Source organism: Streptomyces luomodiensis (assembly GCF_031679605.1).
Taxonomy (GTDB): domain Bacteria; phylum Actinomycetota; class Actinomycetes; order Streptomycetales; family Streptomycetaceae; genus Streptomyces; species Streptomyces luomodiensis.
This window is the reverse complement of sequence record NZ_CP117522.1, coordinates 7245459-7257910: the sequence shown is the minus strand read 5'-3', so window position 1 is coordinate 7257910 and position 12452 is coordinate 7245459. Positions and strand designations below refer to the sequence as shown.

The following is a 12452-nucleotide window of genomic DNA, read 5'->3' as shown; positions in this document are numbered from 1 at the left end:
GGGCACAACACGCGATCCCCCCGCCGCACACGCGGATTCCCCGCCGCGCACGCGGATTCCCCGCCGCGCACGCGGATTCCCCGCCGCACACGCGGATTCCCCGCCGCACACGCGGATTCCCCGCCGCACACGCGGATTCCCCGCCGCACACGCGGATTCCCCGCCGCGCACGCGGACGGGCCGCACCCCCTTCAGGGGTGCGGCCCGTCGCCGCTGCGTGCGTCGGCCGCGTCTTACTTGCGGATCAGCGAGCGCAGCACGTACTGCATGATGCCGCCGTTGCGGTAGTAGTCCGCTTCGCCGGGGGTGTCGATGCGCACGGTGGCGTCGAACTCGACGTCGCCCGCCTTGACCTTGACGGTCTGCGGGATGCCGCCCTCGTTGAGCGCGGTGACGCCGGTGATGTCGAAGGTCTCCTCACCGGTCAGGCCCAGCGCCTCCGCCGAGGCGCCCTCGGGGAACTGGAGCGGCAGGACGCCCATGCCGATGAGGTTCGAGCGGTGGATGCGCTCGTAGGACTCGGCGATGACGGCCTTGACGCCGAGCAGCGCGGTGCCCTTCGCGGCCCAGTCGCGGGAGGAGCCGGAGCCGTACTCCTTGCCCGCCAGGATGACCAGCGGGATGCCGGCCGCCTGGTAGTTCTGGGAGGCGTCGTAGATGAAGGAGACCGGGCCGCCGTCCTGCGTGAAGTCGCGGGTGAAGCCGCCCTCGGTGCCGGGCGCGATCTGGTTGCGCAGCCGGATGTTGGCGAAGGTGCCGCGGATCATGACCTCGTGGTTGCCCCGGCGGGAGCCGTAGGAGTTGAAGTCACGACGCTCGACACCGTGCTCGGTGAGGTACTTGCCGGCCGGGGTGTCGGCCTTGATCGCACCGGCCGGGGAGATGTGGTCGGTGGTGACCGAGTCGCCCAGCTTGGCCAGCACCCGGGCGCCGGTGACGTCCTGGACCGGGGCCGGGTCCATCGTCAGGCCCTCGAAGTACGGGGGCTTGCGGACGTAGGTGGACTCCGGGTCCCACTCGAAGGTGTTGCCGGTCGGCACCGGGAGCGACTGCCACTGGGCGTCACCGGCGAAGACGTCGGCGTAGCTGGTGTTGAACATCTCCTGGCCGATCGCGGAGGCGACGACCTCCTCGACCTCCTTCTCGGAGGGCCAGATGTCCTTCAGGCGGACCGGGTTGCCGTCCTGGTCGATGCCGAGGGCGTCCTTGGTGATGTCCACCTTCATGGAGCCCGCGATGGCGTAGGCGACGACCAGCGGCGGGGACGCCAGGTAGTTCATCTTGACGTCGGGGTTGATCCGGCCCTCGAAGTTGCGGTTGCCGGAGAGCACCGAGGTGACGGCCAGGTCGGCCTCGTTGACCGCCTTGGAGACCTCCTCCGGCAGCGGGCCGGAGTTGCCGATGCAGGTGGTGCAGCCGTAGCCGACGAGGTTGAAGCCCAACTTGTCGAGGTACGGGGTGAGCCCGGCGCGGTCGTAGTAGTCCATGACGACCTTGGACCCGGGGGCCAGGGTGGTCTTGACCCACGGCTTGCGGGTCAGGCCCTTCTCGACGGCCTTCTTGGCCACCAGGGCGGCGGCGACCATGACGTACGGGTTGGAGGTGTTGGTGCACGAGGTGATCGCGGCGACGGTGACGGCGCCGTGGTCGATCTCGTACTGACTGCCGTCGGGGGCGATCACCGGGGTCGGCTTGGTCGGCACGCCGTTGGTGACGGCCGGCGCGTCGGAGGCCGGGAAGGACTCCACGCCCGCCTCGTCGAGGTCGGCGACCGGCACGTAGTTGCGGACGTCCTGGGCGAACTTCTCGGCGGCCTCGGACAGGATGATCCGGTCCTGCGGGCGCTTGGGGCCGGCGATCGACGGGACCACCGTCGACAGGTCCAGCTCCAGCTTCTCGGAGAAGTCCGGCTCGGCGGCCGGGTCCAGCCACAGGCCCTGCTCCTTGGCGTACGCCTCGACGAGCGCGAGCTGCTGCTCGCTGCGGCCGGTGAGCTTCAGGTAGTCGATGGTCTCGGAGTCGATCGGGAAGATCGCGGCGGTGGAGCCGAACTCCGGCGACATGTTGCCGATGGTGGCGCGGTTCGCGAGCGGGATGGAGGAGACGCCCTCGCCGTAGAACTCCACGAACTTGCCGACCACGCCGTGCTTGCGCAGCATCTCGGTGATGGTCAGCACCAGGTCGGTGGCGGTGGTGCCGGTGGGCAGCGAGCCGGTGAGCTTGAAGCCGACGACGCGCGGGATGAGCATCGAGACCGGCTGGCCGAGCATCGCGGCCTCGGCCTCGATGCCGCCGACGCCCCAGCCGAGCACACCGAGGCCGTTGACCATGGTGGTGTGGGAGTCGGTGCCGACCAGGGTGTCCGGGTAGGCCTGGCCGTTCCGGACCATGACGGTGCGGGCCAGGTGCTCGATGTTCACCTGGTGGACGATGCCGGTGCCGGGCGGGACGACCTTGAACTCGTCGAAGGCGGTCTGGCCCCAGCGCAGGAACTGGTAGCGCTCCTTGTTGCGGCCGTACTCCAGCTCCACGTTCTGGGTGAAGGCGTCCGGGGTGCCGAAGCGGTCCGCGATCACCGAGTGGTCGATGACCAGCTCGGCCGGGGCCAGCGGGTTGATCTTCGCCGGGTCGCCACCGAGCTCCTTGACGGCCTCACGCATGGTGGCGAGGTCCACGACACAGGGCACACCGGTGAAGTCCTGCATGATCACACGGGCCGGCGTGAACTGGATCTCCTGGCTGGGCTGGGCCTGCGAGTCCCAGCTGCCCAGCGCGCGGATGTGGTCGGCGGTGATGTTCGCGCCGTCCTCGGTGCGGAGCAGGTTCTCCAGCAGCACCTTCAGGCTGTACGGGAGCCGGGCCGATCCCTCGACCTTGTCCAGCCTGAAGATCTCGTACGATTCGTCGCCCACCTGCAGGGTGCTGCGGGCGTCGAAGCTGTTCGCCGACACGACAGTCTCCTTCATGCATGATTTCGCGCGTACCACCGCAATGCTGCCGTCACATGCCCGCGCCGATCCGCTAAGGTATGGCTAAGTTAGGTAAGCCTTACCGGCACGGGGGCGGCATTGCGCGCCTGCCAGCAGATATCTCGATGTCGAGATAACTCTAGTACATCGACCCCGCGCGGTCATGCCCTGCCCGGCTGTGGGCGCGTTCCGGGTCGGTTCACCGGTAAGGGTGATCGCTTGCCGGAAGGTTCCCCGGTACCGGCGTCCCGCGTTAGACCTGGGGCCATGAGCACGCACGCGGACGCGACCGCCGGCCCCGGAACGGACGACGACCGGGCCCGAACCGGCCCCGGCCACCCCCCAGTTGCGAACTGAGCCACCCCCCACCACCGCGATACTGCTGCCATGGACCCGCATCTGCTCCGTACGTTCGTCTCCGTGGCCCGCTGCGGATCCTTCTCCGACGCCGCGCATCAGCTGGGCTTCACCCCGGCGGCGGTCCGCGAGCACATCGCCTCCCTCGAAGCGGATCTGCGCACGGCGCTGCTGACCCGGCGGCCCGTCATGCTCACCAGCGCGGGCGCACGGCTGCTGGAACACGCCGGACCGCTGCTGCTCCGGCTGGACGCGGCGCGGGCCGACGTCGAACGGCTGTCGGCGTCGGGCACCGCCCGGCTGGCGGTGGGGGCCTCACCGCTGGCGATGACCCCGCGGATCGCCACGGCCCTGGACCGGGCGCGCCGGGCCCACCCGGCCATCCGGACCTCGCTGCGGATCCTCGGCCGCCGGGAGATCCCGGCGGCGGTCGCGTCCGGGGCACTGGACCTGGGGCTGATCGACGGCCCGGCCACCCCCGCCGACGCCCTGCCGCTGCCCGAGCTGGGTCCGCTCACCACGGTCCCGGTCGCGGAGGCCCCGCTGGTGGTGGCCCTGCCCACCGGCCACCCGCTGACCCGCCGGCTCGGACTGCGGCTGGCCGACCTCGCCGACGCCCACTGGCTGGACGCCCCGGACGCCGCCATGCCGCTCGGCCGGCTGCGCGCGCTGACCCGCACCGGCGGCTTCCGCGCCACCCTGACGTACGAGGGCACCGACGTACGCGGGCTGATCGCCCTGACCGCCGCCGGACACGGCCTCGCCCTGCTCCCCCACCCGGCCACCAAGGGCGCCCCCGGCATCGTCACCGTCCCCCTGATCACCCCCCGCCTGGTCCACCGCACCGAACTCCTCCACGGCCCCGCCGTCGACGGCCCGGCCCGGACGCTGGCGGCGCTGGTGACGGGGGATCGTCACCGGTACGGGTGAGAGAACAACCGGACGCAACCCCCGTGAAGCGGCAGCCACGATCCTTGCCATCCGATACCGATGGGAGGACCGATGAACGCACCATCACACGTCTACGCCCCCGACGACCCGGAGACGGCCCTCAAGTACGCCGTCCAGCGCATCCGGGGCTTCGACCGAGTGCAGGTCGTCGAAGGGCTGATCGAACCACTGTCACCGAGTTGGGATCACGAGCGCACCGCCGCCAGGCTCCGGCAGCAGCTCACCCCCGTGCTGCCCGCACTGGGGTGCATGGCGGGGTCGGGAGACCTCGATCTGGCCGGCAGCCCGAATTGGTTCGTACCGGATCTTGCCGTCGTGCCGCGCGAACTCGCCAAGGGCGGAGGAGCTCTGGTCCCCGACCAGACCCTCCTGGTCGTCGAGGTCACCTCCGAGTCGAACGGGGACACCGACCGGATCGTCAAGCGGCGCCGCTACGCCGAGTACGGGGCCCCGCTGTTCCTGCTGGTCGACCGGCAGCAGCGCACCTGCACGCTCTCTTCGGCGCCAGGAAACCTCGGCTACACCAAGGTGGACGGCCCCCACCCCTTCGGCACCCCCCTCCCGCTCCCGGAGCCGTTCGGCCTGGAGCTGGACACCTCCGACTTCTGATGGGCGTCAGCCGCCCGCGAGGCGGGTTCTGACCAGGGCCAGGACCTCCTCGTCCGTCAGGCCGAGGGCGCGGGCCTCCTCCACCATGCCCTGGACGCCCTCCAGGAGCCGGGCGCGGGCGGTGGGCTGGTCGCCGGTGACGACCGCGCCGCGGCCGCGGCGCAGTTCGATCAGGCCCTCCTCGCGGAGCCGCTGGTAGCCGCGCAGGACGGTGTGGACGTTGACGCCGAGCGATGCGGCGAGCGCGCGGGCGGCGGGGAGGCGTTCGCCGGGGCGTACGGTGCCGTCGGCGATCGCGCCGCGCACGGAGGCGGCGATCTGGTCGGCCAGCGGCGCCGCGGAACGGGGGTCGACTCGGAAGAGCATCTCAGCCGCGCTCTCCCGGTGTGGAGCGGTCGCGCTCGATCAGCGTGTTGAGCAGGGCGGCGGCGGTGCCGGCGTCGTCCACCGTGACCGCGAACTCCCGGCCCGTGGCCAGCCGCAGGAACAGCGCGTCGCCCGAGCGGAACACCAGCGCGCTGCCCCCGCCGCGGATCCGGTAGCCCCATCCGCCCAGGCTCAGCGCGTCGGCCTCGCCGCTGGTGGCCCGCTCGATGCGGGCCAGCGGTATCCGCATCCTGGGCTGCGGGGCGAACCACGGGGCGACGGTGAGGCCGCGGCGGTCGACGGTCACCCGGCAGCGGGCCAGCGCGGTGGAGATCAGCCCGATGACGATCAGCCACACTTCCGCCCCCGAACCCCCGGCGGCCAGCACCGCGCCCAGCAGCGTGGTCCCCACGCCCACGGCGAGCAGCACGGGCGAGCCGACGGTGCGCGTCCAGCTGGCGACCTCGCCGTCGGCCAGCGGGAGGCGGGGCGCGGCGGCCGGCGTCCCGGGCGCCGTGTCCAGGCCCGCGAGCAGCCATCCCAGCGCGCCCAGGGCGCCCGCCACGGCGAGGGCGACGCCCAGTTGCCACAGCGGCTGGGACACCCGGGAGGCGCGGACGGCGTCGGCGTTGGCGAAGAGCACGGCCGCGAAGCAGTAGCCCAGCAGCCCGGAGGTGCCGTAGCCGATGGCGACCATGGGCCGCTGGGCGCGGAGCGTCCTGCCCGCGCGCAGGGCGCCCATCGCGATGAGGAGGCCGGAGCCGAGCAGCACGGCGCTCGCCACCGTAAGGAACGCACCCGGACCGGTGAATCCGTCGGCCTCCCCGCCGGTGCCGAAATGCGTCGCGAGCGGGTCGGGCAGCCGGTCCCGCAGCCCGGCGAAGACCGCCAGGACCACGGCCCAGGCCAGCACGGAGGGCAGGACCAGGACGAGTGCGCGCCGCCGGACAGGACTCACATCGGCCTCCTCGGTCCATTTAACTTGTTCGCATACTAGTAGAACAATGCCCCGACCGAACGGCCGTCACCCCTTCCGCCTCCCCGGTCGCATGCGCATCTCATATCTGAGATAGCCTCTTCTGTATGACTGACGACTACCTCTCACGTATCGGCAAGCTCATCCGTGACGCCCGACAGCACCGGGGCTGGACCCAGTCCCAGCTCGCGGAGGCTCTCGGCACAAGCCAGAGCGCGGTCAACCGCATTGAGCGGGGCAACCAGAACATCAGCCTTGAGATGATCGCCAGGATCGGCGAGGCCCTGGACAGCGAGATCGTCTCCCTCGGCTACGCGGGCCCCATGCACCTTCGGGTGGTCGGCGGCCGCCGTCTGTCGGGTGCCATCGACGTCAAGACGAGCAAGAACGCGTGCGTGGCGCTGCTGTGCGCCACGCTTCTCAACGCGGGCCGCACCACGCTGCGGAGGGTCGCCAGGATCGAGGAGGTCTACCGCATCCTCGAGGTGCTGGGCAGCATCGGCGTCCGCACCCGCTGGATCAACGACGGCGCCGATCTGGAGATCGTGCCGCCCGCCGAGCTGGACCTCGACGCCATGGACACCGAGGCCGCGCGCCGGACGCGCAGCGTCATCATGTTCCTCGGTCCGCTGCTGCACCGGATGGACCGCTTCCGGATTCCCTACGCGGGCGGTTGCGACCTGGGCACCCGCACCGTGCAGCCGCATATGACCGCGCTGCGCCACTTCGGCCTCGAAGTGACCGCCACGGATGGGATGTACCACTCCCGCGTCGACCGCTCGGTCTCCCCCACCCGCGCCATCGTGCTGACCGAACGAGGCGACACCGTCACCGAGAACGCGCTGCTGGCGGCCGCCCGGCACGACGGGGTCACGGTGATCCGCAACGCCTCCTCCAACTACATGGTCCAGGATCTCTGCTTCTTCCTGGAGGAGTTGGGCGTCAAGGTCGAGGGCGTGGGCACCACGACGCTCACCGTCCACGGCGTCACCCACATCGACCGCGACGTCGACTACTCGCCCTCCGAGGACCCGGTCGAGGCGATGAGCCTGCTGGCCGCCGCCGTCATCACCGAATCGGAGCTGACGATCCGCCGGGTGCCGGTGGAGTTCCTGGAGATCGAGCTGGCCGTCCTGGAGGAGATGGGGCTGGACCACGAGCGCGGCCGGGAGTACGCGGCGGACAACGGCCGCACCCGGCTGGTCGATCTGACCGTGCGGCCGTCCAAGCTCCAGGCCCCCATCGACAAGATCCACCCGATGCCGTTCCCCGGCGTCAACATCGACAACGTGCCCTTCTTCGCGGCCATCGCCGCCGTCGCCCAGGGCTCGACGCTGATCCACGACTGGGTCTACGACAACCGCGCGATCTACCTCACCGAGCTCAACCGGCTCGGCGCCCACGTCAAACTCCTCGACCCGCACCGCGTCCTGGTCGAGGGCCCGACCCGCTGGCGCTCCGCCGAGATGATGTGCCCTCCCGCCCTGCGCCCCGCAGTGGTCGTCCTGCTCGCGATGATGGCGGCCCCGGGCACCTCGGTGCTGCGCAACGTGTACGTCATCAACCGCGGTTACGAGGACCTGGCGGAGCGGCTCAACTCGATCGGCGCCCAGATCGAGACGTTCCGCGACATCTGACCGGCGCGTGCGGGCTCCTGGCTCGTGCCCCGTCAGGGCGCGGGGTCGGGCCAGGTGTCGTCGTCCTCCATCAGGTCCAGGTCCGGCGGTACGAGCGTGGTGGACTCCACCAGCCCCTTGAGCAGGTTGTGCAGCAGGGCGTTGTCGGCGGGGCGGCCCTGCGACGGGTCGTGCAGCAGCGGGTATCTGAAGCCGGTGCGGTGCAGACGGCGGCGTACGGCCTCGATCCGGTACTCGATCTTGCGCTCGTTCCAGCCCGCGTCCGGGCGGAGGTAACCGAGTTGCCTGGCCGCCATGGCGTACGTCATGGGTCTGGGGTCCTCCTCGTACAGCAGGTAGCGCTGGCCGAGGACGACCAGGAGCAGCCGTTCGTCGTCGTCGAGTTCCCAGGTCTCGGGCCGCACGGTGGCGGCGCGCCGCCGCGACACCGGCCCCTGGTCGTCGTGGCCCGCCACGTACAGCTCGACCAGGTGCTCCCGGTAGCCGGAACCCTTGACGAACAGCGGGGTGTAGCCGGTGGCGAGCGGGATCGGCTCGGAGCTGAGGTGCATCATCCGGCCGCGCGGCAGCCGGACGAGCTGCCGCCCGGTGTTGCGCAGCCACCACTGCCCATGACGGTAGGTCAGCTCGCCGTGCCGCCTGCTCACCCGGAGGTCGTCCACGCCCACGCCCAGGTCCACGTCCGGCTTCTCGCCGCGCCCGAAGCAGACCGTCAGGCCGGGCCGCGGCGGGGCGCTGAGATCGCCGGTCACGGTGCGGGCGTGGAGCGTGCCGGGCGTGGTGGGCGCGACTCCGCGCGCGAGGCTGGCGGAGAGGGGCATCGGACGTCTCCTCGGGTCGGGGGATGCTCGGCAGTGCACGGGCGCGACCACCAGGATCCGCGCCCCCTTCGGGACCCCTCCCCACGGCGAGCCCGTCCACACGCACGGTGCCGCGTCCCGGACGGGACGGGTCCCGGAGGTTCGGCCGGATGATGCCGGGCACGGCCCGGCGCCGGCCCCCGGCCGCCGGGCAAGAAGACAAGGAGGGCACCATGACCGGTTCATCGGACGACACCAACTGGCCGGGAACGCCCCCGCCCCAGCGTCCCGGACACATCACCGCGGCCGCCGTGCTGCTGGTCGCCTCGGCGCTGCTCAGCGCCACGATCGCGGTGAACGACCCGTCGATGACGCAGTTCGTGTATCTGCTGCTCTTCGTGACCATCGGTGCCGCCGTCCGCATCCGCAGGGGCGGACGCGCGGCGTGCGTCACGGCGACGGTGACCGCCGCGCTGTTCCTGGTCTATCTGGGGCCGCATGTGATGTGGGGGTTCTCGGATCCGGGCGGCCCGTTCCAGCCGGAGTACGCGGTACGGGCCGTCCTGGCCATCGCGGCCTCGGGCACCGGCGTGAGCCTCCTCTACGCACCGCGGAGCCGCGCCTACTTCCGCGCGCACCGGCAGCAGACCGCCCGATCCGCCCGATGAACCCTCCCAACCATGGCGTTTTGGCTATGTATGACCGATACACCTGAAAGGCCCCTGTCAGGCCCTAGGTCCCGTGAAGAGTGGTCCACAGTCCCTTCCGGCGCCATCGTCCGCTTCCTAGCGTCGAGGGCTGCGGTATGCCGCTTCACGCCGCCGACCGACGGGACCTCTTTGTGCACGATCCCACCCACGCCGCCACCTGGCGCTTCACCTTGCCGCACACGACGGCCGCCGTGCCGCTGGCGCGTGCGCTGATCCGGAAGACCCTGGCCGACCTCGGGGCGGCCGTGGACGGCCACACGGCGGAGCTGCTGACAGCGGAGCTGGTGGCCAACGCGGTGCGGCACACGGCGGGCGACGAGCCGATAGAGCTGGTGGTGGAGCTGGTGCCGACCGGGGGCTGGCAGGTCGAGGTGCACGACCAGGATCCGAATCCGCCCGGCGAGCTGGACGCGCTGGGGCATCCCGACGGGCCCAAGAGACCCGACGGCCTCGCCGAGGGCGGACGCGGTCTGCTGCTGATCCGGACCCTCAGCGTGGACGCGGGCTACCGGCGGACCCCCTACGGCAAGGCCGTCTGGTTCGTCCTTCCGCCCACGGAGGACACCGCGGGCGGCGCTACGGACGGCGCTACGGAGCGCTGAGGGTCGCGACCAGCACCGCCTTGATCGTGTGCATCCGGTTCTCCGCCTCGTCGAAGACGACGGAGTGCTCGGACTCGAAGACCTCGTCGGTGACCTCCAGCTCGGTCAGCCCGTGTCGCTCGTGGATCTCCCGGCCGACATCCGTGCCCAGGTCGTGGAAGGCCGGCAGGCAGTGCAAAAACTTCACGGCGTCGTTACCCGTGGCGCGCAGCACGTCCATCGTCACCGCGTACGGCCCGAGCAGCGCTATCCGCTCGTCCCACACCTCCTTGGGCTCCCCCATCGACACCCACACATCGGTGGCGACGAAGTCCGCGCCGCGCACCCCCTCCTCGACGCTCTCGGTGAGCGAGATCCGGGCGCCGGAGGCCTCGGCGAGCTGCCGCGCCAGCTCCACGATGGTGTTGTCCGGCCACAGCAGCCTGGGCGCGACGATACGCACGTCCATGCCCAGCAGGGCGCCGGTGACCAGGTAGGAGTTGCCCATGTTGTACCGGGCGTCGCCCAGGTAGGCGTAGGCGATCCGCTCCAGCGGCTTCTCGCTGTGCTCGGTCATGGTCAGCACGTCGGCGAGCATCTGGGTGGGGTGCCACTCGTCGGTGAGGCCGTTGTAGACGGGCACTCCGGCGTGCGCGGCGAGTTCCTCGACGACGCCCTGGCCATGGCCCCGGTACTCGATCGCGTCGTACATCCGGCCCAGCACCCGCGCCGTGTCCTTGACCGACTCCTTGTGACCGATCTGGGAGCCGACCGGGTCGAGGTAGGTCGTCGAGGCGCCCTGGTCGGCGGCCGCGACCTCGAAGGCGCAGCGGGTGCGGGTGGAGGTCTTCTCGAAGACCAGGGCGATGTTCTTGCCCCGCAGCCGCCGCTCCTCGACGCCCGCGCGTTTGGCCGCCTTCAGCTCGGCGGCGAGCTCGATGAGGCGGCGGAACTCGTCGGCGGTGAAGTCCAGCTCCTTGAGGAAGTGGCGGCCGGTGAGGTCAATCGCCATAAGGGTGGCTCCTAGGTCACGGCGAACACGGTGGTCAGCGGCTGCGGCTACGACTACGGCGCCACGGCCGGAAACCATGGAAGCATATACGAGGCTCTGCATATATGCAGAGGCTGGGGGGTAACCCCGGCGTTACGGCTCCACGGGGTCCCGTTCCACCGGACAGCTCATGCACCGCGGCCCGCCCCGGCCCCGGCCCAGCTCACTGCCCGGGATGTCGATGACCTCGATACCGCACTTGCGCAGATGGGTGTTGGTCGTCGCGTTCCGCTCGTAGGCCACCACCACACCCGGCTCGACCGCCAGCACATTGCAGCCGTCGTCCCACTGCTCGCGCTCCGCCGCGTGGACGTCCTGGGTGGCCGTGAGCACACGGATCGAGTCCAGGCCCAGGGCCGCGGCTATCGCGCGGTGCATATGCTCCGGCGGATGGTCGGTGACCTTGAGGTCACGGCTGCCCGCGCCCGGCTCGATGGTGTACGAGCGGAGCATCCCCAGCCCCGCGTACTGCGTGAAGGTGTCCCCGTCCACCATGGTCATCACGGTGTCCAGGTGCATGAACGCCCGCCCCTTGGGCATGTCGAGCGCCACGATCGTCCGGGCCGAACCGGCCTCGAAGAGCCGGTGCGCGATCATCTCCACCGCCTGCGGGGTGGTCCGCTCGCTCATCCCGATCAGCACCGCACCCTTGCCGAGCACCAGCACATCGCCGCCCTCGATGGTCGAGGGGTACGCGGCCTGGCCCTCCGACCAGACGTGGAAGTCCTCGTCCGCGAAGAGCGGATGATGCCGGTAGACGGCCTCGTAGTGCACCGTCTCGTGCCAGCGGGCGGGCCAGCGCATCGCGTTGATCGACACCCCGTCGTACACCCAGGCGGAGGCGTCCCGCGTGAAGAGGTGGTTCGGCAACGGGTTGACCAGGAAGTCATCGGGCTCCATGACGTGGAAGCGCACGGAGACCGGCTCCGGGTACCGCTCCAGATACTCCCGCTTGGTCATACCGCCGATCAGCGCCTCGGTCAGCTCCGGAGCGGTCAACTCGTCGAAGGCGGCACGCAGGCGGTCGGTGGCCAGGGGGCCGTACTCCTTCTCGTCGAAGACCCGGTCCAGCACCAGGGCCCGCGCCTCGGGCAGGACCAGGCTCTCGGTGAGCAGATCCCCGAAGAGATGGACCTCGACCCCGCGGTCGCGCAGGACGTCGGCGAAGCCGTCGTGCTCCTGGCGGGCCCGGCGCACCCACAGGACGTCGTCGAAGAGCAGCGCGTCCTTGTTGGACGGCGTGAGCCGCTTGAGCTCGAGGTCGGGGCGGTGCAGTATGACGCGGCGCAGCCGCCCGGCCTCGGAGTCGACATGGAATCCCATGACCCCATCTTCGTCGCTCACGGCCCGCTGTGACCGCTTCACGACACGGATCTCTCCGGATCTCTGGGGGCTCTGCGGGGCTCGGGGGGGGCTCTGGGGGGCTCGGGGGGCTCTGGGGGTCT

11 protein-coding genes are annotated in these 12452 nt (G+C 70.9%); 5 read left to right on the top strand and 6 right to left on the bottom strand.

The window, feature by feature from the left end; genetic code table 11:
- Positions 1-233: 233 nt before the first annotated feature.
- Positions 234-2951 (bottom strand): aconitate hydratase AcnA, encoded by a 2718-nt coding sequence (gene acnA / locus PS467_RS30675; protein ID WP_311037920.1) that lies wholly within the window; start codon positions 2949-2951, stop codon positions 234-236.
- Between the two features lie 405 nt (positions 2952-3356).
- Here acnA and PS467_RS30670 point away from each other — a divergent pair, with 405 nt between their 5' ends.
- Both PS467_RS30670 and PS467_RS30665 read left to right on the top strand, forming a co-directional pair.
- Positions 3357-4256, top strand: a complete 900-nt coding sequence (locus PS467_RS30670) for a LysR family transcriptional regulator (RefSeq protein WP_311037919.1) — start codon at positions 3357-3359, stop codon at positions 4254-4256.
- A 72-nt stretch (positions 4257-4328) separates the two neighbouring features.
- Entirely contained in the window at positions 4329-4886 is a 558-nt protein-coding gene (locus PS467_RS30665; RefSeq protein ID WP_311037918.1) for a Uma2 family endonuclease, read from the top strand.
- A gap of 6 nt (positions 4887-4892) precedes the next feature.
- Here PS467_RS30665 and PS467_RS30660 read toward each other — a convergent pair whose 3' ends face one another.
- Together PS467_RS30660 and PS467_RS30655 are read right to left on the bottom strand one after the other, a co-directional pair.
- Complete coding sequence (locus PS467_RS30660) at positions 4893-5252, bottom strand: GntR family transcriptional regulator (RefSeq protein ID WP_311037917.1); 360 nt, start codon at positions 5250-5252, stop codon at positions 4893-4895.
- Position 5253: 1 nt separating this feature from the next.
- A complete protein-coding gene (locus PS467_RS30655; RefSeq protein ID WP_311037916.1) occupies positions 5254-6210 on the bottom strand; it encodes a DUF1648 domain-containing protein in 957 nt (318 codons plus the stop codon).
- A gap of 125 nt (positions 6211-6335) precedes the next feature.
- On the opposite strand from PS467_RS30655, the gene PS467_RS30650 reads away from it, so the two are divergent.
- On the top strand, positions 6336-7865 hold the full coding sequence (locus PS467_RS30650) for a helix-turn-helix domain-containing protein (protein ID WP_311037915.1): 1530 nt from the start codon (positions 6336-6338) through the stop codon (positions 7863-7865).
- A 32-nt stretch (positions 7866-7897) separates the two neighbouring features.
- Here PS467_RS30650 and PS467_RS30645 read toward each other — a convergent pair whose 3' ends face one another.
- A complete protein-coding gene (locus PS467_RS30645; RefSeq protein WP_311037914.1) occupies positions 7898-8686 on the bottom strand; it encodes an FHA domain-containing protein in 789 nt (262 codons plus the stop codon).
- Positions 8687-8898: 212 nt separating this feature from the next.
- On the opposite strand from PS467_RS30645, the gene PS467_RS30640 reads away from it, so the two are divergent.
- Together PS467_RS30640 and PS467_RS30635 are read left to right on the top strand one after the other, a co-directional pair.
- On the top strand, positions 8899-9333 hold the full coding sequence (locus PS467_RS30640; protein ID WP_311037913.1) for a hypothetical protein: 435 nt from the start codon (positions 8899-8901) through the stop codon (positions 9331-9333).
- 137 nt (positions 9334-9470) lie between these two features.
- Complete coding sequence (locus tag PS467_RS30635; RefSeq protein WP_311037912.1) at positions 9471-9977, top strand: ATP-binding protein; 507 nt, start codon at positions 9471-9473, stop codon at positions 9975-9977.
- Here PS467_RS30635 and argF read toward each other — a convergent pair.
- Both argF and PS467_RS30625 read right to left on the bottom strand, forming a co-directional pair.
- The gene (gene argF / locus PS467_RS30630; protein ID WP_311037911.1) at positions 9964-10968 is read right to left on the bottom strand and encodes an ornithine carbamoyltransferase; all 1005 of its coding nucleotides are present in this window, start codon (positions 10966-10968) and stop codon (positions 9964-9966) included. The two genes, PS467_RS30635 and argF, sit on opposite strands and share 14 nt — an antisense overlap.
- Before the next feature lie 132 nt (positions 10969-11100).
- Positions 11101-12330: an arginine deiminase gene (locus PS467_RS30625; protein ID WP_311037910.1), complete on the bottom strand. Its 1230-nt coding sequence runs from the start codon at positions 12328-12330 to the stop codon at positions 11101-11103.
- Positions 12331-12452 lie beyond the last annotated feature (122 nt).